The organism is Burkholderia sp. MSMB2157WGS, assembly GCF_001532755.1.
Classification (GTDB): Bacteria; Pseudomonadota; Gammaproteobacteria; order Burkholderiales; family Burkholderiaceae; genus Burkholderia.
In genome coordinates this window covers 264,698-286,873 of the sequence record NZ_LPJG01000025.1, presented here as the reverse complement: position 1 = coordinate 286,873, position 22,176 = coordinate 264,698, and the positions used below count along the sequence as shown (strand labels likewise).

General features: G+C 68.7%; 24 protein-coding genes. 5 read left to right on the top strand and 19 right to left on the bottom strand.

What is annotated here, in order from left to right; genetic code table 11:
• Positions 1 to 73: 73 nt before the first annotated feature.
• Positions 74 to 202 carry a hypothetical protein gene (locus WT53_RS34135; protein ID WP_257127842.1) on the bottom strand — a complete coding sequence of 43 codons (129 nt, stop codon included), beginning with the start codon at positions 200 to 202 and terminating at the stop codon, positions 74 to 76.
• Positions 199 to 570: a GFA family protein gene (locus WT53_RS16240; protein ID WP_034207334.1), complete on the bottom strand. Its 372-nt coding sequence runs from the start codon at positions 568 to 570 to the stop codon at positions 199 to 201. The genes WT53_RS34135 and WT53_RS16240 overlap by 4 nt, the downstream gene beginning before the upstream one ends.
• Before the next feature lie 520 nt (positions 571 to 1,090).
• Here WT53_RS16240 and WT53_RS16235 point away from each other — a divergent pair.
• The gene (locus WT53_RS16235) at positions 1,091 to 2,560 is read left to right on the top strand and encodes an MFS transporter (protein ID WP_034207333.1); all 1,470 of its coding nucleotides are present in this window, start codon (positions 1,091 to 1,093) and stop codon (positions 2,558 to 2,560) included.
• A 58-nt stretch (positions 2,561 to 2,618) separates the two neighbouring features.
• Here the strand turns inward: WT53_RS16235 and WT53_RS16230 are convergent, their stop codons facing one another.
• The 5 genes from WT53_RS16230 to WT53_RS16210 all read right to left on the bottom strand — a co-directional run bounded on the left by WT53_RS16230 (position 2,619) and on the right by WT53_RS16210 (position 7,243).
• Positions 2,619 to 3,512 carry a LysR family transcriptional regulator gene (locus WT53_RS16230; protein WP_034207332.1) on the bottom strand — a complete coding sequence of 298 codons (894 nt, stop codon included), beginning with the start codon at positions 3,510 to 3,512 and terminating at the stop codon, positions 2,619 to 2,621.
• Positions 3,513 to 3,623: 111 nt separating this feature from the next.
• Positions 3,624 to 4,451 (bottom strand): alpha/beta hydrolase, encoded by an 828-nt coding sequence (locus tag WT53_RS16225; protein ID WP_034207331.1) that lies wholly within the window; start codon positions 4,449 to 4,451, stop codon positions 3,624 to 3,626.
• 212 nt (positions 4,452 to 4,663) lie between these two features.
• Positions 4,664 to 5,047, bottom strand: a complete 384-nt coding sequence (locus tag WT53_RS16220; protein ID WP_034207330.1) for a VOC family protein — start codon at positions 5,045 to 5,047, stop codon at positions 4,664 to 4,666.
• A 21-nt stretch (positions 5,048 to 5,068) separates the two neighbouring features.
• Complete coding sequence (locus WT53_RS16215; protein ID WP_060260613.1) at positions 5,069 to 6,031, bottom strand: hydroxymethylglutaryl-CoA lyase; 963 nt, start codon at positions 6,029 to 6,031, stop codon at positions 5,069 to 5,071.
• Between the two features lie 21 nt (positions 6,032 to 6,052).
• Entirely contained in the window at positions 6,053 to 7,243 is a 1,191-nt protein-coding gene (locus tag WT53_RS16210) for a CaiB/BaiF CoA-transferase family protein (RefSeq protein WP_060260764.1), read from the bottom strand.
• On the opposite strand from WT53_RS16210, the gene WT53_RS33535 reads away from it, so the two are divergent.
• Both WT53_RS33535 and WT53_RS16205 read left to right on the top strand, forming a co-directional pair.
• Positions 7,242 to 7,388 (top strand): hypothetical protein, encoded by a 147-nt coding sequence (locus tag WT53_RS33535; RefSeq protein WP_155294451.1) that lies wholly within the window; start codon positions 7,242 to 7,244, stop codon positions 7,386 to 7,388. The genes WT53_RS16210 and WT53_RS33535 overlap by 2 nt on opposite strands.
• A 114-nt stretch (positions 7,389 to 7,502) precedes the next feature.
• Positions 7,503 to 8,468: a D-2-hydroxyacid dehydrogenase gene (locus tag WT53_RS16205; RefSeq protein ID WP_060260610.1), complete on the top strand. Its 966-nt coding sequence runs from the start codon at positions 7,503 to 7,505 to the stop codon at positions 8,466 to 8,468.
• Positions 8,469 to 8,676: 208 nt separating this feature from the next.
• Here WT53_RS16205 and WT53_RS16200 read toward each other — a convergent pair whose 3' ends face one another.
• From WT53_RS16200 to WT53_RS16175, 6 genes are all read right to left on the bottom strand, one after another.
• Complete coding sequence (locus tag WT53_RS16200) at positions 8,677 to 8,889, bottom strand: hypothetical protein (protein ID WP_060260605.1); 213 nt, start codon at positions 8,887 to 8,889, stop codon at positions 8,677 to 8,679.
• Positions 8,890 to 9,088: 199 nt separating this feature from the next.
• The gene (locus tag WT53_RS16195; protein WP_060260601.1) at positions 9,089 to 9,526 is read right to left on the bottom strand and encodes a hypothetical protein; all 438 of its coding nucleotides are present in this window, start codon (positions 9,524 to 9,526) and stop codon (positions 9,089 to 9,091) included.
• 121 nt (positions 9,527 to 9,647) lie between these two features.
• Positions 9,648 to 10,571 (bottom strand): ABC transporter permease, encoded by a 924-nt coding sequence (locus WT53_RS16190; protein WP_034207325.1) that lies wholly within the window; start codon positions 10,569 to 10,571, stop codon positions 9,648 to 9,650.
• The gene (locus WT53_RS16185) at positions 10,571 to 11,443 is read right to left on the bottom strand and encodes an ABC transporter permease (RefSeq protein ID WP_060260760.1); all 873 of its coding nucleotides are present in this window, start codon (positions 11,441 to 11,443) and stop codon (positions 10,571 to 10,573) included. Before WT53_RS16185 ends, WT53_RS16190 begins: the two co-directional genes overlap by 1 nt.
• A gap of 49 nt (positions 11,444 to 11,492) precedes the next feature.
• On the bottom strand, positions 11,493 to 12,572 hold the full coding sequence (locus tag WT53_RS16180; RefSeq protein ID WP_060260597.1) for an ABC transporter ATP-binding protein: 1,080 nt from the start codon (positions 12,570 to 12,572) through the stop codon (positions 11,493 to 11,495).
• A 49-nt stretch (positions 12,573 to 12,621) separates the two neighbouring features.
• The gene (locus WT53_RS16175) at positions 12,622 to 13,788 is read right to left on the bottom strand and encodes an ABC transporter substrate-binding protein (RefSeq protein ID WP_060260594.1); all 1,167 of its coding nucleotides are present in this window, start codon (positions 13,786 to 13,788) and stop codon (positions 12,622 to 12,624) included.
• A 469-nt stretch (positions 13,789 to 14,257) separates the two neighbouring features.
• On the opposite strand from WT53_RS16175, the gene WT53_RS16170 reads away from it, so the two are divergent.
• Positions 14,258 to 14,962 carry a glutathione S-transferase N-terminal domain-containing protein gene (locus WT53_RS16170; RefSeq protein WP_060260591.1) on the top strand — a complete coding sequence of 235 codons (705 nt, stop codon included), beginning with the start codon at positions 14,258 to 14,260 and terminating at the stop codon, positions 14,960 to 14,962.
• Positions 14,963 to 15,084: 122 nt separating this feature from the next.
• Here the strand turns inward: WT53_RS16170 and WT53_RS16165 are convergent, their stop codons facing one another.
• The gene (locus WT53_RS16165; protein ID WP_059826672.1) at positions 15,085 to 15,600 is read right to left on the bottom strand and encodes a MarR family winged helix-turn-helix transcriptional regulator; all 516 of its coding nucleotides are present in this window, start codon (positions 15,598 to 15,600) and stop codon (positions 15,085 to 15,087) included.
• Positions 15,601 to 15,746: 146 nt separating this feature from the next.
• Positions 15,747 to 16,799, bottom strand: a complete 1,053-nt coding sequence (locus tag WT53_RS16160; protein WP_059826670.1) for an RNA-guided endonuclease TnpB family protein — start codon at positions 16,797 to 16,799, stop codon at positions 15,747 to 15,749.
• 92 nt (positions 16,800 to 16,891) lie between these two features.
• Between WT53_RS16160 and WT53_RS16155 the strand changes: the two genes are divergently transcribed.
• The gene (locus WT53_RS16155; protein ID WP_059785986.1) at positions 16,892 to 18,070 is read left to right on the top strand and encodes an MFS transporter; all 1,179 of its coding nucleotides are present in this window, start codon (positions 16,892 to 16,894) and stop codon (positions 18,068 to 18,070) included.
• 117 nt (positions 18,071 to 18,187) lie between these two features.
• Here WT53_RS16155 and cobM read toward each other — a convergent pair whose 3' ends face one another.
• Genes cobM through WT53_RS16135 form a run of 4 tightly spaced genes read right to left on the bottom strand, consistent with a single transcriptional unit; the run spans position 18,188 to position 22,037 of the window.
• The gene (gene cobM, locus WT53_RS16150; protein ID WP_059785759.1) at positions 18,188 to 18,916 is read right to left on the bottom strand and encodes a precorrin-4 C(11)-methyltransferase; all 729 of its coding nucleotides are present in this window, start codon (positions 18,914 to 18,916) and stop codon (positions 18,188 to 18,190) included.
• Positions 18,917 to 18,958: 42 nt separating this feature from the next.
• Positions 18,959 to 19,690: a cobalt-precorrin-6A reductase gene (locus WT53_RS16145; protein WP_060260588.1), complete on the bottom strand. Its 732-nt coding sequence runs from the start codon at positions 19,688 to 19,690 to the stop codon at positions 18,959 to 18,961.
• Positions 19,687 to 20,775, bottom strand: coding sequence for a cobalt-precorrin-5B (C(1))-methyltransferase (locus WT53_RS16140; protein WP_060260584.1), 1,089 nt, complete (start codon positions 20,773 to 20,775; stop codon positions 19,687 to 19,689). Before WT53_RS16140 ends, WT53_RS16145 begins: the two co-directional genes overlap by 4 nt.
• Positions 20,775 to 22,037 carry a bifunctional cobalt-precorrin-7 (C(5))-methyltransferase/cobalt-precorrin-6B (C(15))-methyltransferase gene (locus tag WT53_RS16135; RefSeq protein ID WP_060260756.1) on the bottom strand — a complete coding sequence of 421 codons (1,263 nt, stop codon included), beginning with the start codon at positions 22,035 to 22,037 and terminating at the stop codon, positions 20,775 to 20,777. The genes WT53_RS16140 and WT53_RS16135 overlap by 1 nt, the downstream gene beginning before the upstream one ends.
• Between the last annotated feature and the right edge of the window lie 139 nt (positions 22,038 to 22,176).

Sequence of the window (22,176 nt, the reverse complement as noted above, 5' to 3'; positions counted from 1 at the left end):
CATTATATATCGCATGCGATCTTATCGGAAGCATGATAATCGGTGTCGATCGACCGACGCGCACCGTGCTCGCTCAGCCCGGCTTGCGGCGCTTGCCGGTTGGCTGACGGCTGACCGACAACAACGTGCACTGCACCGGATGCGCGATTTCGGTCGCGAGCCCGCCCGCGGCAAACAGCAGGATCATCAGCCAGCGTTTCATGCGTCCTCCACGACCGAGAGGCTCGCACCATCGGCGACCGTCGCGTCGAGCGCATACGGATCGACGCCGTCGAGGCAGCCGAGATTGACGCGCCAGCATGCCGGATCCTTGCGGGTCTGATGGAACGGATAGACGCCGCACCGGCTGCAGAAATAGTGGCGCGCGGTGTGCGTGTTGAAGCGATAGCACGTCAGCACGCCCTCGCCTTCGACGATCGTCAGGTTGGCGGCGGCGAACATCGGGCTCATCAGCGCGCCGCGCCGGCGGCACAGGCTGCAGTTGCAGCGCACGGCCGGCGCAATGGCCGTCGTGACTTCGAATTTGACGGCCCCGCAATGGCAGGACCCTTTGAACCAGGTGGCAGACATGGTGGGCTCCGAAACGGTCATGCCTGCTTTATAGCGAACCCGCGCGCGGGCGTTGTATCGCACTGTATCGACGGTCGGCGCAGATACAGGACATTGCAAATCCGCGGCGCGCGCGCTCGAACGCACGGTTCGTCAGCGACGTGTCGCCCCGCGCATTGCGGCGCAGCATTCCGCCCTCGGCTGCAACCGGCGTCATGGTTTTCCCGGTCCGCCGGATGGCGCGGGCGCTCATCGTCGTCGATACGCGCCCGCGCGCCACGCAGGCTGCAGCGGCCTGTCGCGCGAAGTCGGGCTGCCGCGCCCACCCTACCCTTTCTGCTCGGGAAAGGACGCTTGAAACATCCGCAATTATCACGCGCGGCCGATTTGCCCACCATGTGTCGGACGATCGGCACGGCCCGCATGGCCGGCGCTTGCACGAGCCCGGCGATGCCTGCCGCCGCGTCGCGCGGCCGACGCGTTACGCCGGTGGCGAACGGCTCGGCCCCGCACCACCGCATATCGATAATCAGGAGACACGATGAACAGCCAATCCCTCGACCTCGGCGGCCATGCGGGCGGACCCGAATCCGCCCGGCCGCCGGCCGCTTCACCCGGCGCAGGCGTCGGCGTCGACGCAGCGGCCCTCCCCGGCCGTCGCGTCACGCTCGGCGATTTCATGGACGATCTGCCGGTCGGTGGGTTGCATCGGTTCGTCGTCCGGGTGATCGGCATCGGGTTGTTCTTCGACATGTACGAGATCTTTCTCGTCAGTACGATCGGCTCCGCGTTGCAGCACGAATACGGGCTGAGCCGGCAAAGCGCCGATTTCAAGCTGTTGCTGGCGTCCGCGTTCATCGGCATGTTCGTCGGGGCGATGTGCCTCGGCAGCCTGGCCGACCGTATCGGCCGGCGCAAGGCATTCCTGCTCACGCTCGGGTGGTACAGCGCGTTCTCGCTGGTCGGCGCGTTTTCGGTGAACGCCGACATGCTCGTCGCGTGCCGGTTCCTGACCGGCATCGGCGTCGGCGCGATCTATCCGGTGGCCGACAGCTACCTGTCCGAAATCCTGCCGAAGGACAAGCGCGGGCGGCTCGCCGCGTGGGCCTATACGACTTCGTACGTCGCGGTGCCGCTCGTCGGCTTTCTCGCGCTGTGGCTGAACCCGCTGCAGGTGGCGGGCGTCGCCGGCTGGCGCATCATCCTCGCGATCGGCAGCGTCGGCGCCGTGTACGTCCTGCTCGTCCGGCACCGGCTGCCGGAAAGCCCGCGCTGGCTGCTCGCGCAAGGCCGCACGGCCGACGCGCACGCGGCGCTGCGGCGCTTCGCGGAAAGCGCCGGCGTGCGCGTGCCCGAACATTTCGCGGAACCGGTCGAGCCGCAGCGGCCGCTCGGGCTCGGCGAGCGCATCGCGCTGCTGCGCCGCCGACCGTATGGCGCGCGCTACCTGATGCTGGCGATCTTTCACCTGTTCCAGGGTTTCGGTTATTACGGATTCGGCACGCTGGCCGGCACGGTCGTGAAGAGCCGCGGTTTCGACGTGACGGACAGCACGCTGTTCATCGCGTTGTCGTTCGTCGGTTATCCAGTCGGGTCGCTGCTGTCGATTCCGCTGCTCAACTGGATCGAGCGCCGCACGCTCGTGATCGTGTCGATCCTGTCGATCGCGGCGTTCGGGCTGTGCTTCGCGTATTCGGGCAATACCGTGCTGATCGTCGTCTTCGGATTCCTGACGACGTGCGCGTCGAACGTGTTCAGTAACGCGTATCACGTGTACCAGGCCGAGATCTTCCCGGCGCGCGTGCGCTCGACGGCGATCGGCAGCACGTATGCGCTGTCGCGCATCGTCAGCGGCGCGCTGCCGTTCGTGTTGCTGCCGGTGCTCGGCAGTTACGGCGCGGGCGCGATGTTCGGCGTGATTTCGGCCGCGCTCGGCATCGTCGCCGTCACGCTGCGCGTGCTCGGGCCGGTGACCACGCGGCGCAGCCAGGACGACATCAATCCGGTGTAACGCCGCGACCGGCGCGGCGCGCACGCAGGCGTGCGCCCTGCGCCGCGTGGTGCCGCAGTTACCGCGCCGACATGAACTCGAACAGCTTCGCGACGTCGGTCGTCAGCACCGTGCCCGCCTTCACGCCGACCCACAGCGTGCGCGTCGCCCACGCGTCGTCGAGCTTCACGACACCGAGCCGAGCCGCCCGCTCGCCGGTCACCGCATCGCGCGGCAGCACGCCGATGCCGAGGCCGGCTTCGATCATCCGGCTCACGCCGTCGAAATTCGATACCTGGATCCGCAGCTTCAGCGAGCGCTCGGCCGCGAACGCGGCGTCGGTCATGCGCGCGAGCAGCGAACTGCCGTCGCTCAGGCCCACGTAGTCCTCGTCGAGCGTATCCGCGAAGCGCATGCTGTCGCGCGCCGCGAACCGATGCGTGCGTGGCACGAGCAGCACGAGCTCGTCGCGCCGGTACAGCCGCCGTTCGATGCCGGGCGCCGGCACGTTGTCGGCGAATACGCCGAGATCGGCCTTGCCCGACGCGAGCGCGTCGACGATCTCGTGGCTCAGGCGCTCCTCGAGACTGACCTTGATGCCGGGGTTGCCGGTCAGGAACGCGGCGAGATCGGCGGGCAGGAACTGGACGATCGCCGACGTGTTGGTCCATACGTGAATGTGGCCGCGCACGCCGGCGACGTAGTCGCTCATCTCGTGCGCCATCCGGTTGACCTGCTCGATCACCTTCGCCGCATGCTCGAGCAGCGCGCGGCCCGCGGGCGTCAGCTCGACGCCGCGCGCATGCCGGACGAACAGCGCGCTGCCGGTCACGCTTTCGAGTTCGGCGATGCGCTTGCTGACCGCCGACAGCGTGAGCTGGCCGTGTTCGGCCGCCTTCGTCAGGCTGCCGTGCTCGGCGACGAGCGCGAACACGCGCAGCGACTGCAGATCGAAATGAAGCGGGTTCACCATGTCGGGGTCCTGGAAGGCCGTGCGGGATACGCGGTCGGCGCGCCGGCCTGACGCCGATCATACGCCGCGCGATGCGCGTGCGATATGGTCGACGTGGCCGACGTGGCGCGGCTAGCGCGGCGCGATGTCGTGCAATGCGGCGAGCATCGCGCCGTCCGGCGTCGCGAGATCGTCGAGCACCGCGAAGTGCTGCATGCCGGGCAGCCACGCGCGGGCGATCCGCTCGCCGGCGGCTTCGCACGCCGTCGCGTATTCGTCCGCTTGCCGGATGAGCTCGGGCAGTTCGGCGTTGCCGACCGCGACGACGGTCGGAGCGCCGCGCTCGATGCGATGCAGCGGACTGTATGCGTCGACTTCGTGCGCGGTGAGCTGCAATTTGTCGTTCAGGCAGCACAGCGCGATCGGTTCGAGATCGACGAGCGGACTGATCGCGAGCGCCGACACGACGGCCGGATGCGCGCGGTGCATGGCCGTCAGGTGGCCGCCCGCCGAATGGCCGCTCAGGTGGATCGGCCTTCCCGAGATGCCGAGGCCGGCGGGGGCGGCCGCCAGATGGTCGAGCAGCGCGCCGATCTCGCCGACGATATCGGTCATCGTCGCGACCGGCGCGAGCGTGTATTCGGCGAGCACGACGTCGTAGCCGCGCGCGAGCGGCCCAGCCGCCGCATACGCGAAATCCTCTTTCGCGCAGCGCTGCCAGTAGCCGCCGTGGATGAACACGAACAGCGGCGCGTGGGGCTGCCCGCACGGCAGCCAGTCGAAGCGCTGCGCGGGCTGCGCGCCGTAACGCAGGTCGCGGCGGCCGGGCGTCGCTGCGTACAGCGCCGCGCTGCGCGCCCGGCATGATGCGAGCAACGCCGGGAAATCGGCAACAGCCTTCGTGTTCAGGTACGCGGCGTCGAGCGCCGTGCGGTCCATGCCGCGATAGAGCGTCGTCATTCGAAAGTGCCTGGAGCGGGTTGCGGATGCGCGCGGCGGGGGACCGGCGCGCGGCGAAGGCGGCGGCCGGGCCGACGCCGTTGCGCCATTATCCGCAGCGCGGCCGTGCACGGCTATCCGGAATCGGCGGGCGCGGCGCGTGCGTGTCCGCTTTCGGCGAAGTACTGCGGCGCCGTGCGCCGGCGCTCGCGCGGGCGGCCGAACCGCGTGCGTCAGATCGGCTCGGAGATTTCGATCAGGTTCAGGTCGGGATCGCGCACGTAGACGGAGCGGATCTTCTGCGTCGCGCCCGTGCGTTCGACCGGCCCTTCGACGATCGGCCAGTCGACGCGCCGCAGGTGCGCGATCACGTCGTCGAGCGGGACCGACGCGATGAAGCACAGATCGAGCGCGCCGGGTACCGGCACGTGCGCTTTCGGCTCGAATTCCGCGCCGCGCACGTGCAGGTTGATCTTCTGGTTGCCGAAACGGAACGCGAGCCGGCCCGCGCCGAAGGTTTCGAGCTGCATCTGCAGCACCTCGGTGTAGAAATGCTTCGTCCGTTCCGGATCGACGCAGGTCAGCACCAGATGGTCGAGGTGGTCAATCAGCGCCATGGAATTCGCTCCTGTTCCTGTTCACGAGAAAGCGCGTTGCGCGGGCATGTCGCCGGCGGCGGCGCGCGGCGGCGGATGAAGGTCCGAGCGGCGCCCGGCCTTCAGGATCTGGCTCGGCACGTCATGCCCGATCAGCGCGGGCAGCCGTGCCGACACGGCGAGCACGGCCGCGAGGTCGATGCCCGTATCGTAGCCGTCGAGTTCGAGCATGTGCACGAGTTCCTCCGTGCAGACGTTGCCGGTCGCGCCCGGCGCATAGGGGCAGCCGCCGAGTCCGCCGAGCGACGCGTCGAAGCGGTCGATGCCGGCGTCGAGCGCCGCGAGCGTGTTCGCGAGCGCCATCCCGCGCGTGTTGTGGAAGTGCAGCGTGAGCTGCAGCGCGCGAAAGCGCGCGCGCGCTCGTCCGGACAAATCGCGCACCTGCGACGGAAACGCCATGCCCGTCGTGTCGCACAGCGTGAAGCCGTGCACGCCGAGATCTGCGAAGCGCTGCATCCACGCGAGCACCGCCTCGGCCGGCACGTCGCCCTCCATCGGGCAGCCCATCGCGGTCGACAGCGACACGTTGATCGCGACACCCGTGCCGCGCACGGCGTCGATCACGTCGCGCAACTGCGCGAACGACTGCTCGCGCGTCATCCGCAGGTTCGCGCGATTGTGGCTCTCGCTCGTCGACATCACGAGGTTCACTTCGTCGACGCCGCACGACAGCGCGCGCTCGGCGCCGCGCACGTTCGGCACGAGCGCCGTATAGACGACGCCCGGCGCGCGCGCGATGCCGTGCATCACGGCCTCCGCGTCGCGCAGCGCGGGGATCGCCTTCGGCGACGTGAACGACGTGACCTCGATCTTTGCGTAGCCGCACGCGCTCAGCGCGTCGACGAGCGCGATCTTGTCGTCGGTGTCGACGAACGCCGCTTCGTTCTGGAAACCGTCGCGGGTCGCGACTTCGTGAAGATGGATGCGTTGCGTAGGGTGGTTCATGGGTTCGTCCCGGTGGCTGTGTCAGATCACGCCGCGCGTGCGCCAGTCGTCGCGCGTCGCCGCATCGATGCCGAGCGATTCGAGTACCGCATCGGTATCCGCGCCGAGCGCGGGCGCCGGCCGCTCGATGCGCCCGGGCGTGGCGTCGAGTTTCGGCACGATACCCGGCACGAGCACGGGCGTGCCGTCGGGCAGCTCGGCGTCGACGATCATGTCGCGCGCGCGGTAGTGCGGATCGGCCGCGATGTCGGCCACGTCGTAGATGCGCCCGGACGGAATGCGCGCGTCGTGCAGCGCGGCGAGCACGTCGTCGAGGTCGTGTCGGGCGCTCCATTCGCCGATCGCCGCATCGATGCGCGCAACCTGCGCGACGCGCCCGTCGTTGTGCGCGAGCGCCGGATCGTTGCCGAGATCGGGCCGGCCGATCAGTTCCATCAGGCGGCGGAAGATACTGTCGCCGTTGCCGGCGACCAGCGCGTACCTGCCGTCGCGGCAGCGGTATGCGTTGGTCGGTGCGATGCCCGGCAGGCTGCTGCCGGCCGGCTCGCGCACCGCGCCGAAGGCCGCATATTCGGGCAGCAGGCTCTCCATCATGTTGAATACCGATTCGTACAGCGCGACGTCGACGACTTGCCCGTTGCCGCCCTGCCGTTCGCGATGCCGCAGCGCGAGCAGTACGCCGATCACGCCGTGGAGCGCCGACAGCGAATCGCCGAGCGAGATGCCGACGCGCACCGGCGTCCGGCCGGGCTCGCCGGTCAGGTGGCGCAGGCCGCCCATCGCCTCGGCGATCACGCCGAAGCCGGGGCGGTCGCGATACGGGCCCGTCTGCCCGAAGCCCGACACGCGCAGCATCACGAGCCCCGGGTTGATCGCGGACAGCGCGTCCCAGCCGAGCTCCCAGCCTTCGAGCGTGCCGGGCCGAAAGTTTTCGATCAGCACGTCGGTTTCGGCGACGAGGCGGCGCACGACGTCCTGCCCTTCGGGCGTGCGCAGGTCGAGCGTGACCGAGGTCTTGTTGCGCGATTGCACGGCCCACCAGACCGACGTGCCGTCGTGCAGCAGCCGCCATTTGCGCAGCGGATCGCCGACGCCGGGCGGCTCGACCTTGATGACGTTCGCGCCGAATTCGGCGAGCATCCGGCCCGCGAACGGCCCGGCGATCAATTGGCCGAGTTCCAGCACGCGGATGCCGTCCAGCGGACGTGTCATGACTGTCTCCGATGAAATCGTGTTGTCGATGACGGCGATCATGACGGCGTTCGCGCACCGCGAAAATCGATCGATGGTCAACCAGCCTTTCCGAAACGGAAAAGGTGGACGACGGCGCGAGCGCGACGCCGGCGCGTGTGGGTAGTCGGCCTTTCCAGACGGGAAAGCGCGCTCGCCCAACGGTCAAACGACGGTGCGCGCGGCGCCGGCAGAATCGGATCCGTTCCGCGCCGCCGGGCGCCTGTCAGCGAGACCCGCCATGTTTTCCGTTTCCTCTCCCGCGAAGATCGTGTTTCTCGATCGCGCGACGCTGTCGCCGCAAATCGTGCTGAAGCCGTTTCCGTTTCCGCACGTCGTGCGGACATTCGACCGGACGGCCGCGCACGAGGTCGCGGCGCGCATCCGCGATGCGGACATCGTCGTGACCAACAAGGCGCGGCTCGACGCGGCGGCCCTCGCCGACGCGCGGCAGTTGCGGATGATCGCGATCGCCGCGACCGGCACGGACATCGTCGATCTCGATGCGTGTGCGGCACGCGGGATCGTCGTGAGCAATATTCGTGGCTATGCGGTCCGCACGGTGCCCGAGCACACGTTCGCGCTGATCCTTGCGCTGCGCCGCAGCGTCGTCGCTTATCGTGACGCGGTGCGCGCGGGGCGCTGGCTCGACAGCGGGCAGTTCTGCTTTTTCGATCATCCGATTCGCGACCTGGCCGGCTCGACGCTCGGGATCGTCGGCGACGGTGCGCTCGGGCGTGCGGTGGCCGTCATCGCGCGTGCGCTCGACATGCGCGTGCTGTTCGCGGCGCACGGCGGCGCGGCGGGCGACGGTTATGCGCCACTCGACACGCTGCTGCGCGTCAGCGACGTGATCACGCTGCACTGCCCGCTCACACCCGCGACGCGGCATCTGATCGACGCGCACGCATTCGCGCGGATGGCGCGCCGGCCGCTGCTGATCAATACCGCGCGCGGCGGCCTCGTGGATGAACGCGCGCTCGTCGATGCGCTGCAGTCGGGGCAGATCGAGGGGGCGGGATTCGACGTGGTCACGCAGGAGCCGCTGCCGGACGCGCATCCATTTCACGCGATCCTGTCGCATCCGGCGTTCATCCTGACGCCGCATGTCGCGTGGGCGAGCGACGAGGCGATGCAGGCGCTGGCCGATCAGCTCGTGGACAACGTCGCCGCGTTCGTCGGCGGCGAGCCGCGGCATGTCGTGTGACACGCACGAACGGAACGGCCCCGCTCGATTGCTCGAAGCGGGGCCGACCGGATGTGGGGCTGCTTACGCCAGCGACTCGGCACGTAACGGGTTCGTGCATCCGCCCTGTCTGGCGGCCGGTTTCCGAATACCGGATGGACGCGGCTTCAACGCATTCCGACCGGCGGCGATGCAGGGCAAGTCCGGCGAGCGGAAAAGCGGCTCAGGCTCAGTAAGCGGACATCTCGACGCAAGGATCGACCTTGGACGGCGAGCAGATGACCGAGTACCTGGCGCTTTCGCGCATCAGCGCTTCGCCTTCGCGCAGCGCGATCTTGATCTCGGGATGACGCTCGTACGCGAGGAAGGCCGAGCACACGACGGCGGACATCACGACGACGGAAAACACAAATTTTTCAAGGGTTTGGAAGCGTTCAGGCATGGTATGACCTTTCTCTCATGGCCGAAATTATACCTTGAGATAAGGGTTTTCCCTATAACCCTGCCTGCATACCGAGGATGCGTTCGAACGAGATGGGCGCGATGCTCGCGCCCTTTTTATCGAGGGAAGCGCAGCGCTGCGGCCGCCAAGGCCCGCGCCGCCTATCCGGGGAAGAGAACGAAGGCTTGCCGCCCGCGCATCACTGCGGCGCCGACGCGCCGCTCGCCGCCTTGCCCGGCCATGCGTTGCCGATATGGTCGATCAGCGACTTCGCGGTGCCCGTCACGATCGCCGCGTCGACGCCCGACGTCTGCCACGAGCCGTCTGCCGCCTTCACGAAGGTCAGGTTCGCGCGCGACGGCGCGTAATCGGCGTTGCGCCACGTGACCACGACGTCGCACGAATACGTGCGATCGCCGAGCTTCTTGCAGTCGCCATCGGGTTTCGCCGACACGACGTCGGCCGACACGGGCAGCGGCTGGCCGAACAGCGCGTTCAGGCCGCCGTGGTTTTCCGCTTCGAGCGCGCGGCGCACGGCGGCGTCGACGTCGCTCGATCCGGGACCGTCGTGAAGCAGGTTGCAGGCGGCCAGCAGCGTCGAGGCGCCGGCGAGTGTCAGCAGCGTTTGAACCTTCATGGATATACGTCGATCGGGGGGAACGCCGCGTAGTCTGCAACGTCCGCGTGTCGTGCGCGGTATCCATTTGTAACCAATTGCACGCTGCCGCCAGCCTCGCGCGCTCGCACGACGCCCGCACCTACTGCCGCTCCTGCTTCACGCGGCTCACGAGCTGGGTCGGACTGACGAACTGCAGCGCGATCACGACCCACACGAGCGTGATCGCCATGTAGATCATCGCCATCGCGTCGATCGACTGCGGCGCGCGCACGCCGGTCGAGAACACCGCGTAATACAGCGCGACGACGAGCGTCTGCGTGCTCGGGCCCGCGGTGAAGAACGTCAGCTCGAACATCCCGATCGTGCGCACCAGCACGAGCAGCCCGGCCGCGAGCATGCCCGGCACCAGCAGCGGCAGCAGCACGTAACGGAAATAGCGCCACGTGTTCGCGCCGAAGATGCGGGCGGCGGCTTCTAGATTCGGATCGATCTGCTCGATGAACGGCGTCATCACGAGGATCACGAACGGCAGCGCCGGCACGAGGTTCGCGAGGATCACGCCCGGGAGCGTGCCCGCGAGCCCGATCTTGTACATCACGGTCGCCATCGGGATCCCGTAGGTGACGGGCGGCACCATCAGCGGCAGCAGGAACGCCAGCAGCGCGAAGCGCTTGCCGCGAAACTGCACGCGCGCGAGCGCATACGCGGCCGGCACGCCGAGCGCGATCGACAGCAGCACGACCGCGCCGACCACCTCGACGGTCACCCACAGCACGCTCGCGAGCTGAAAGTCCTCCCACGCCTTCGCATACCAGTGCAGCGTGAAGCCCTGCGGCAACGGCGTGCCGAACCAGCGCGTCGCGACCGAATTCACCGCGACGGTCGCGATCAGCAGCATCACGTTCAGCAGGAAGAACGCCATCAGCGCCCACACGAGCGCCTTCCATGCGCGGCCGGCGAGGTTGCTTCTCATCCTGTGCGGTTTTCCCGTGTCGACGGGCCGCGCGTCGGGTGCATCGTGCTTCGGCGGCCACGTGCGAGCGGCATGATCGTCGGTCGCCATCAGCCCTTGCCTCCCGTCACCGCGCCCGTATAGAAGAAGCGGCGCGCGCCGAGCATCGACGCGACCACCAGCAACTGCACGAAGCCCATCACGATCGCGATCGCCGACGCGAGCGAATAGTCGTAGCTCTCGAACGCGGCTTCGGCCGCCGCGATCGAGATCACGCGTGTCGGCCCGGCCGGCGCGCCGAGCAGCACGGCCGACGGAAATACCGAGAACGCCTGCACGAACGACAGGCACGCGGCCATCGTGAGCCCCGGCACGAGCAGCGGCAGGTAGATCTGCCGGAACTGCTGCCACGGGTTCGCGCCGAGCGTCGCGGCCGCGCGCGCGAGCGTCGGGTCGATGCCGCTGATGTACGACAGCATCAGCAGGAACGCGAAGGGAAAGCCCGACACGATCAGCGACAGCAGCACGCCCCAGTAGTTGTGCGTGAGGCGCACTTCGTCCGTGTACAGGTGCAGCCCCTGCAGCGCCTGCGGAAACCAGCCGTTCGGCCCGAAATACGTGAGCATCCCGTCGGCGACGAGCACCGTGCCGAGCGTGACGGGAATCACGAGCAGCGTCGTGACGAACTTCTGGTATGGCGAGTTGCGGCGCAGCGCGAACGCGACGGGCACCGCGATGCCGACGTTGAGCAGCGTCGCCGGCACCGCGACCTTCAGCGTGACGAGCACGGTCGGCCACATGGCGGTGTCGGTGAAGAATTGCACGTAGTTCGCGAGCGCGCCGCCGCCGTTCATCGGCTGGAACGACAGCACGAGACCGTATGCGAACGGATAGATGAATAGCGCGGCGATGAACGCGAGCGCCGGCGTGACGAGCCACGCTTTCGCGTCGCGCGGCGCGCCGCCGGTCGCGAGCGCGCTCATGCGGCCTCCGCGCGAGACGCCGCCGTGCATGCCGCTTGACGCAGCCCGTTCATTGCACGTCTCCCGGATAGACCAGCGTCCGTGCCGGCGCCACGCGCAGCCGCAGCGGTTCGCCTTCGGCGAACTCGCCGGCCATACGGGCCCAGATCGCGCCGAACGGCGTGATCGCGCGAATCAGCGAGTCGCGCCCGCCGTACTCGACGGTCTCGACGGTCGCGTCGAACGCATTGTCGGCGCCTTCTTCCGCGCGCTCGACGTCGTCGGGGCGCAGCGCGACCACGACGTCCTTCGCGTCGAAGCCGGCCATCGGCACGCCCGCGAGGCGCACGCCGCCCGACGCGACGCTCACGCGATCGCCGGCCATGCCTTCGAGCGTAAACGGCAGCACGTTGCGATAGCCCATGAAGCGCGCGACATGCAGGTTGTGCGGGCGCGTGTACACGTCCTTCGGCGACGCGACCTGCTGCACGACGCCCTCCTTCATCACGACGATGCGGTCGGCCATCGACAGTGCTTCGTCCTGATCGTGCGTGACGTAGATCGTCGCGCGTTCGAGCTGCGTGTGGATGCGGCGAATCTCCGCGCGCATCTCGATGCGCAGTTTCGTGTCGAGATTCGACAGCGGCTCGTCCATCAGCACGAGCGGCGGCTCGATCACGATCGCGCGCGCGATCGCGACGCGCTGCTGCTGGCCGCCCGACAATTGCCCGGGCAGCTTGCCTTCGTGGCCGACGAGTTGCACGAGCTCGAGCGCCTGCTGCGCGCGCCGCCGCATTTCCTGCTTCGGCACGCCGCGCATCTTGAGGCCGAAGCCGACGTTGTCGAGCACCGACATGTGCGGAAACAGCGCGTAGTTCTGGAACACCATCCCGAAGCCGCGACGCTCGGGCGGCAGCACGTCGATGCGCGTGTCGTCGAGCCAGATGCCGCCGCGCGTGAGCGGCTGCAAGCCGGCGATGCAGTTCAGCGCGGTCGATTTGCCGCAGCCCGACGGGCCGAGCAGCGCGATGAACTCGCCGCGCCGGATCTCGAGGTCGAGCCCGTTCAGCGCGGCGACCTGTGCGCCTTGCGCGTTGGTGAAACTGCGGCACACGCCGTCGAGCCGCAGCCGTTCGAAACCGTGCTTCATTCCACGAACTCCATCGACGCGGGCGCCGCGGCGCCCGCCGGTTCAGCCGTCACTTCGATTTCTGCGAACCGATCTCGCGATCCCACTTCTGGAACGCGGCGACCATCGCCGGCGCGCTGAGCGGCTGCACGTGCGGGCGATCGGCGAGCAGCTTCGCGTATTCGGGACGGCCGAACTTGCGCACGACTTCCTGGCTGTGCGCGGGCGCCATCTCGAGCGTCACGCCCTTCACCGCCGGGCCCGGATAGAAGTACCCGTCGTCGTAGGTCATCGCCTGCTGCGCCGGTTCGAGCAGGAAATTCATCAGCTTGAACAGCACGTCGAGCTTTTCCTTCGGCACGCCCTTCGGGATCACCATGTAGTGTGCGTCGTTGACCCACGTCATGTCGTCGAACGCCTGGATCCTGAATTCGGCCGGCACGATGCCGAGCGCGCGCGGGTTGAGGTCCCAGCCGGTGACGGTCACGGTCATGTCGCGCGTGCCTTCGCCGAGCTCCTTCATCACCGCCGACGTGCCGCCCGGGTAGTACGGCACGCAGTCGTTCAACTGTTTCAGGAACGCCCAGGTCTTGTCCCAGCCGTTGATCGGGTCCTGCGGATTCTTGTCGCCGAGCACGTACGGCAGCCCCATCAGGAACGTGCGGCCGGGGCCCGAGTTCGCCGGGCGCGCATAGATCAGCTTGTTCGGGTGCGCCTTGCACCAGGCGAGCAGTTGATCGGGCGTCTTCGGCGGGGCGCTCACCTTCGCCGGGTTGTATTCGAGCAGCGGGCCGGCCGGCATGTAGGTGACCTCGAGGCCGAAGCCCTGCGCGAGATCCTGCATCTTGCGCGGGCCGGGCGCGTACTTGTCGAGTACGCCGGGGAAGGCGGCCGCGTTGTCGGGCAGGAGTTTCTGCCACAGGTTCTGCTCGATGCCGGCGGCCAGCGCGTCGGTGCCCGTCAGCACGAGGTCGATGTCCGAGCGCCCCGCCGCCTGCATCGCCTTGATCTTGCCCGGCAACTGCGGCGCGGGCGCGTTCGTGAACGTGACGTTCGCGACGAGATTCGGATTCTTCTCCTTGAACGCCTCGATGGCCTTCTGCGTGAGCTGCAGGTTGCCTGCGACGTCGACGATGTTCAGCGATACGGGGGCGGCAACGGCTGCGGCGGCCGATAGCGCGAAGCCCAGTGCGAGGGCGATCCGGCGGACACGGCGAGCGATCGGGGTGGTGTTCATGTCTCCTCACTTCGGTCGGTGGATGGGACCTTTCTTGTCAGGAAATCATGACGGCGTTATACGATGTCGGTCAACAAAAAACCACGGAATGCGGGGCGGGATTTTCCCTGACAAAAAGCTTCCGTTTCGTCGACGAATCGCGTGCCGCGCGATTGAGTCGGGTTGGCGGAACGGCTCCTGCCGCGTGTTAGGACGTCGTATCTCGATGCAGGACGAACGTGTATCGGGGCCGTATGCGGTCCGTCGGCCGACGGAGACGCGTTGCTCGTCGTGTCTCATGGCATCGTGAGCGATACCGAGGCGGCTATCACGCCGAACAGGCGGCGGCCGACCGGCCCCTGCATCGATTTCCCGGATCGGCTACAGTGGGCGCTTTCGGCGCGCCCCGCCCCGCCGCCGCGCCGCGAACCGTGCGCGAGCGCGGCGGCACGGGCGGGCGCGGATCATTCACTTCGACGAGCGAACCTTCATGCCCGATCTGTCCGCCTTCCCGATCACGCAAAAGTGGCCGGCCCAGCACCCCGACCGTCTCCAGCTCTACTCGCTGCCGACGCCGAACGGCGTCAAGGTGTCGATCATGCTCAAGGAAACCGGCCTGCCGTACGAGCCGCACCTCGTGCGCTTCGACACGAACGACCAGATGTCGCCCGAGTTCCTGTCGCTGAACCCGAACAACAAGATCCCCGCGATCATCGATCCGAACGGCCCCGACGGCCAGCCGCTGCCGCTGTTCGAATCGGGCGCGATCCTGATCTATCTCGCGGACAAGACGGGCCAGTTGATCCCGAAGGATCTCGCGGGCCGCTACGAGACGATCCAGTGGGTGATGTTCCAGATGGGCGGCATCGGGCCGATGTTCGGCCAGGTCGGCTTCTTCCACAAGTTCGCCGGCCGCGATTACGAGGACAAGCGCCCGCGCGACCGCTACGTCGCCGAATCGAAACGCCTGCTCGGCGTGCTCGACGCGCATCTCGCGAACCGCCAGTGGGTGATGGGCGATGCCTACACGATCGCCGACATCGCGATCTTCCCGTGGGTGCGCAACCTGGTCGGCTTCTACGAGGCGGGCGAACTGGTCGGCTTCAGCGAATTCCGGCACGTCAAGCGGGCGCTCGACGCGTTCGTCGCCCGTCCGGCCGTCGCGCGCGGGCTCAATATCCCGGCGCGCGATTAAGACCAGGCAGCAGCGCGGGCTCGCCGTGTGCGGCCTGCGCGCTGCTCGAGCCAGGCCCGCCGCATTGCGCGGCGGGCATTTTTTTGCCCGCGCGGTGCGCCGGCATCACGCATCCGGCGGCGCTACTTTCCGCCGCGCGCTTCCGGTGCAGGATTTTCCAGCCCGGTCAGCAGCTTGCCCAACAGTTCCGACAACTGCGCCTGTTCCGCCGCCGACAACGCGGCCAGCAGATCGCGCTGGTTGTCGATGTGCGCGACCACCGCTTCGTCGATCAGCGCACGCCCGGCGTCGGTCAGCGCGACCAGCGTGCCGCGCCCGTCGGCCGGGTTCGGCCGGCGCTCGACCCAGCCGGCCTTCTGCAGCCGGTCGATGCGCGCGGTCATCCCGCCCGACGACATCATCAGCGCGTCGTACAGCGCGGTCGGCGTCAGCGCGAACGGCGCACCGCTGCGCCGCAGCGTCGCGAGCACGTCGAATTCGCCCGGCTGCATGCCGTAGCGCGCGAACAGCGGATTGAGACGGTCGCGCGCGATCACGAGCGCGGCTTCCTGCAGCCGCCCCATCACGACCATCGACGTCGCGTCGAGATCCGGACGCTCCGCGCGCCATTGCGCGAGCGCATGCTCGGCTCGATCCATTAACCCTCCTCGGCTTGCCAGTTATCTTGACGTCGAGATAAATCGCCATTTATCTTGATGTCGAGATACTTTACCTGAAAAACGCGCGACGCCTCGCGGGCAGCCGCGCACCGATATCGAGGGCTTGCATTGACGCCCTCCTCTCCCTAAAGGGAGGGGATTCCCACACCTGGCGATGCACGTCCGCATCGGAGAATGTTCAGCGCAGCGTTGATATCACGATCATGTACGACACCACATTCACTGCAGGCCCATTCTCTTACTCGCAGTCCCGCGATACCTTTCGGCCGCATCGTGCTGTCTTTCGACCCGCACGACGAACAGGACTGGGTCGAATCGCTTTCGTCGACTTCCTTGTACGTGGCCCCGTGCGCGATCGCTTTGTAGCGGAGCTTGTTTCGGAAGGACGACCAGGATGCGTCGTAGACGCTCTTCGCCATCCTGGTTCTGGCAAGTTTGACGGCAGATACGTTGCCGACCGCGATGTAATCGAAACGCCGCACCAGATCGAGCGCGAGCTTGTGCTGGAAATCGGCACGGGCATTCGCGACCTTGGCGTGCAGCTTCGCGATATGCCGCTTGTGCTTTCGCGCTCGCTGGGCTTTCGCCAGCTTTTCCGCCGCGCGTCTGCCGAATTGGTCGTTGGGCAGTTTCTCGCCGGTCGAAAGTGTGGCGAAGTCTTTCAGGCCGAGATCGATGCCGACACCAGAGCGGATCGATCGGGCCTCCACATCCGGCATCTCGATCACGATGTTGAGAAACCAGTTGCCGCGTGCATCCTGCGCAAAGTTGGTCCCGTCCTTGATCTTGCCTTCGGGAAGCGGTCGGCTGTTGAACACGCGAAACGTGTTGCCGGCAAAGCGGAACGCGTCGCCCTCGCGCTTCAGGTCACGCCCCTTCAGCGGCACCCAGCCCAGCGATTTCCTGCCGCGATAGCGCAGGTAGGGCCGACGGTGCTGACTGCGCGATTTCGCATATTGCTCGCACGTCGCGTTGATCGTGCCGGAGTGAATGCCGAGTTCCTTGCTGCTGCCGGTCGTCAGCACGTTCAGATCGAATCCCGTCGGCCACTTCTTGCTCCACTTGAGCGCGTGCTTCTGCGTGTCATTGCAGAAGTCCCAGACGTAGTTCACCGCACGGCTCTGCTTGCTAAGCAGTCCGTTGAGCGACTTCACCCGGTAGCGGTAGACAAGGATCATGCAGGTGATCCTAACCTGTGGAAGAAGCTGCCTGTCAACCGTACGCCTTTCTTTCCCGCCATCAATGGCGGGGTTTCTCGGAGCAGCTGATGATGAATCGCTTCACTTCCCCCGGATGGCGGCTCGCCGCGATCGTGCTCGTCGGGCTGAACCTGCGGCCGGCGCTCGCCGCGATCGGTCCGCTGCTCGACATGATCCAGCGCACGACCGGTATCGGCGACGGCGCGGCGAGCCTGCTGACGACGATCCCGATCCTGCTGATGGGGTTCGGCGCGCTGGGCGCGCGGCGCCTGCAGCGCATCGCCGGGATCGCGGGCGGCGTGTGGCTCGGCGTCGCGTTGATCGGACTGGCTTGCGCATCGCGCGTCGGCGCGCAGCACGCATGGCTGCTGCTCGCGAGCGCGTGCTGCGCGGGCGTCGGAATCGCGATGGTGCAGGCGCTGTTGCCCGGCTTCGTGAAGGCGCATTTCGCGACGCGCATCGGCGGTGCGATGGGCGTCTACTCGACGTCGATCATGGGCGGCGCGGTGCTCGCGAGCGTCGTCGCGCCGTTCGCCGCGGCGCGCTGGGGCTGGCTTGCCGCGCTCGCCGGCTGGGCGCTGCCGGCGGCGCTCGCCGCATTGGCGTGGCCGCTGGCGAGCCGTGGCGGCGACGCGCTGGCCGGCGGGCCGGTATCCGGATCGGGCGCGCGGCCGTCGCGTTCGCCGCGCGCCTGGCGACTCGCGCTGTTCTTCGGCATCGCGACGGGCGCCTACACGCTCGTGCTCGCATGGCTGCCGCCGTACTACATGCGGCTCGGCTGGTCGCCGACCGCGGCGGGCAGCCTGCTCGGCGGCGTGACGCTCGCGGAAGTCGTCGCGGGGCTGACGATCTCCGCGACGATCGACCATCTGCCTGATCGCCGGCCCGCGCTGCATGCGGCGATCGCGTCGCTATGCGTCGGGTTGCTGGTGATGCTGGCCGCACCCGACGCGCTCGCGCTGCCGGCCGCGCTGCTGCTTGGCGCGGGAATCGGCGCACTGTTTCCGCTGTCGCTGATCGTTACGGTCGACCATGCGGCGACGCCGGCTGATGCCGCGTCGCTAACGGGGTTCGTGCAGGGTGTCGGCTATTTGATCGCCGGCTTGTTTCCATTCGCGGCCGGCATCGTGCGCCAGCATCTCGCGGACCTGACGCCCGCATGGATCGCGATGGCGTGCCTGTGTGTCGTGCTGTTCGTGCTCGCGTCCGGGTTTGCGCCAAAACTGGTGCGGCACGTCGCGCGGGCCTGAGCGACGCCGCGGGCCAGCGGCGCGGGTGCCTGCATGCCCGGTGTCGTCCCCGGCATGCTCGCACCGGCAATATCCTCGCGGCCCGTCCAGATACCCGGCTCCACGGCGCGGGCGCGTTCAGCCCGCGCTCGCGTACAGCGTCGAATCCGCGAACCCGTCGGCGTCGAGCACGCGGCCAATCAGGATCAGCGCGGTGCGCTCGATCTGCGTGCCCTGCACCTTGCCGACGATGTCGGCCAGCGTGCCCGTCACGCGTTCCTCGTCGGGCCAGCTCGCGCGATAGATCACCGCCACCGGGCAATCGGCGCCGTAATGCGGCAGCACTTCGTCGACGATGCGCGCGAGATGGCGCACGCCGAGATGGATCGCGAGCGTCGCGCGGTGCGCAGCGAGCGAGCCGAGCGCTTCGCCTTCCGGCATCGTCGTCTTGCCCGCGAAACGCGTGAGGATCACCGTCTGCGCGACGCCGGGCAGCGTCAGCTCGACGCCGAGCGCCGCCGCGCACGCGGCCGTGGCCGTCACGCCCGGCACGATTTCGTACGGAATCCCGAGCGCTTTCAGGCGGCGGATCTGCTCGCCGATCGCGCCGTACAGCGACGGGTCGCCCGAATGCACGCGCGCGACGTCCTGCCCTTTCGCATGCGCGGCGGCGAGCAGCGCGACGATCGCATCGAGGTCGAGTTCGGCCGTGTTGACGACCTGCTCCGCGCGATGACCGTCGAGCACGGCGGCCGGCACGAGCGAGCCCGCATACAGGATCACCGGGCACGTGCGCACGAGGCGCTGGCCCTTCACCGTGATCAGCTCCGGGTCGCCGGGGCCGGCGCCGATGAAATACACCGTCATCGAAATTTCTCCGTCAATTCGTGGGATGACCGCTGCATCGCATCAGGCGCGCGCGGCCGGATCGAGTGCGTCGACGAGCGCCGCGACCGAGTCGAACGCACGGTCGGCATCGGGCAGCGGCGGCCGGCGCAGCATCACGACCGGCAGCCTGCGTTCGCGTGCGACGTCGAGCTTGGCCTCGGTGGCCGCGCCGCCGCTGTTCTTGCTGACGACGACGTCGATCCCCGCCAGCGCGAACAGCGCGCGCTCGCCGTCGGGTGTGAACGGCCCGCGCGCGGCGACGACCTGTGCGCGGGCGTTGCCGGGATGCGCGTCGAGGCAGCGCACGAGCCAGAACTGGTGCGGCGGGATCGTGTCGAGATGCGCGAGCGGTTCGCGGCCGAGCGTGAACAGCGGGCGCTTGAACGGCGCGAGCGCGGCCTCGATGCCAGCCCAGTCGTCGACCATCCGCCAGTCGTCGCCCGGTTGCGGCGTCCACGGCGCGCGGCGCAGCGCCCAGAGCGGCACGCCCGCGTCGCGCGTCGCCGCCGCGGCGTTCGCGCTGATTTGCGCGGCATACGGATGCGTCGCGTCGATCACGAGGCCGATGCCGGCGTCGCGAAGATACGCGGCGAGCCCGGCTGCGCCGCCGAAGCCGCCGACGCGCACGTCGCAGCGCAGATCGTCGGGCGTCTTGCCGAGGCCGGCGAGACTATAAACATGATGCGGGCCGAGCGCACGCGCGATTTTCAGCGCATCGCCGGTGCCGCCGAGCAGCAGAATGCGCGGGCTCATCGCGCCTCCCCGACGAAGCGGCCCTGCCGGTCGATCGCGAACATCTCGACCGCGACCGACGGCGGCACGATGTCGCGCGCCACCTGCAACGCATGGGCGCAAACGAGATCGCCGAGCGGCACGCCGTCGGCCTGCGCCAGTTTCAACGCTTCCTGGCTCGTGTTCGCGGCGCGCATCGCGGCCTGCAGCGCATCGCTCGCGCCGGCTTCGGCCGCCCATTGCGCGAGCAGCGGCAGATCGATGCTCGAATGGCGACTGTGCAGGTCGAGATGGCCGGCCGCGAGCTTGCTCAGCTTGCCGAAGCCGCCGCACATCGACAGACGCGCGACCGGCGCGCGCCGCAGGTGCTTGAGCACCGCGCCCGCGAAGTCGCCCATCTCGATCAGCGCCATGTCGGGCAGACGGTAGTGCGCGCGCATCGCGTCCTCGCTCGCGTTGCCGGTGCAGGCGGCGATGTGCGCGATGCCGTTCGCTCGCGCGACGTCGATGCCCTGATGGATCGACGCGATATAGGCCGAACACGAGAACGGCCGCACGATGCCGGTCGTGCCGAGGATCGACAGCCCGCCGACGATGCCCAGGCGCGGGTTCATCGTCTTCAGCGCGAGCGCCTCGCCGCCGTCGACGCCGATCGTCACGTCGAAGCCGCCCGCGTAGCCGTGCTCGGCGGCGAGCGCTTCCAGGTGCGTGGTCATCATCCGGCGCGGCACCGGGTTGATCGCCGGCTCGCCGACCGGCAGCGTGAGCCCCGCCCGCGTGACCGTGCCGACGCCCGGCCCCGCATGAAAGCGCACGCCGGACACCGCCGCGAGCGCGACGCGCGCGAAGATCAGCGCGCCGTGCGTGACGTCCGGATCGTCGCCGGCATCCTTGATCGTGCCGGCTTCGGCGCCGTCGGCCGTGGCGCGGCAGAATTCGAGCCGCATCATCACGCGCTGTCCCTTCGGCAGCACGATCTCGACCGCGTCGTCCGCGTGGCCCGCGAGCAGCAGTCGCGCGGCCGCGAGCGACGTCGCGGTCGCGCAACTGCCGGTCGTGTAGCCGAAGCGCAGCGGCGCGGGCTGTTCGGGCGTTTCGTCGCGCATCACGCGTCCGTTGCGTTCGACGGATTCGACGGGGTCGACGAGCCGGCCGTATCGGCCGCGTCGGGCTTGCGCACGTCGTACAGCGTGACCGGCAGCGGTTGTCGCCACGTGTCGAAGCGGCCGAGCGGTTCGGCATGTGCGAGCGACACGCGCGTGAGCGTGCCGCCGTGCACGTCGCGCCACGCGGCGAGCGCCATCTCGCCCTGCAGCGTGACCGCGTTCGCGACCAGCCGCCCGCCGGGTTTCAGCGACGCCCAGCACGCGTCGAGCACGCCGGGCGCCGTCGCGCCGCCGCCGATGAAGATCGCGTCGGGCGCGGCGAGCCCCGCGAGCGCAGCGGGCGCACGGCCCGCGACGAGTTGCAGGCCCGGCACGCCGAGCGTCTCGCGGTTGTGTTCGATGAAGCGCTGCCGCTCCGCATGCCCTTCGATCGCGATCGCCTGGCACGATGGATGCGCGCGCATCCATTCGATGCCGATCGAGCCGCTGCCGGCGCCGACGTCCCACAGCAGTTCGCCGGGCGCGGGCGCGAGTCGCCCGAGCGTCATCGCGCGCAGGTCGCGCTTGGTGAGCTGGCCGTCGTGACGGTACGCGTCGTCGGGCAGGCCGGGCGTGAGCGCGCGGCGCGGTGCGTCGGGGCCCGCCTGGCAGTCGAGCGCGACGAGATTGAGCGCGGCGGCTTCGTCGACGTTCCAGTCTTGCGCGAGGCCATCGATCCGTCGCTCGAGCGGGCCGCCGAGGTGTTCGAACACGCTGACGCGCGTCGGCCCGAAACCGCGGGCGGTGAGTTCGGCCGCGACGGCGGCCGGCGTGCGGCCGTCGGCGCTCAGCACGAACAGGCGCCGGCCCGGCAGCAGATGGCGCGCCAGCGTCGCGAGCGGTCGCCCGACGAGCGAGACCGCGCCCACGTCCTGCAGCGCCCAGCCGAGGCGTGCGGCCGCGAGCGACAGCGACGACGGCGCGGGCAGCACGCGCCATTCGTCGGGAGAAAGCACACGGGCGAGCGTCGCGCCGACGCCGAACAGCATCGGGTCGCCGCTCGCGAGCACGCACACGGGCGCGCCGCGGCGTGCGAGCAGCCCCGACAGGTCGAACGGCGACGGCCATGCTTCGCGCGTCGCCCGCAGCCGTGCGGGCAGCATGTCGAGATGCCGTTTCGCGCCGACCACGCGCGTCGCGTCGAGCAGCGCGCGCCGCGCGTGGCGTCCGAGCCCCGCGTAACCGTCGTCGCCGATGCCCACTACCGTCAGCCACGCCGTCATCCACCCTTCCCCATCGTTCGATTTCATCGTGTCGCCGCGCGGCCCCGAAAGCGCCGATGCGGCCGTCCGCATGGCGAAAAACGGCATGGTACCGTGTTCCACTCCGCGTTTCATCCGGCCGCCCGCTCGCCCCCGGGCA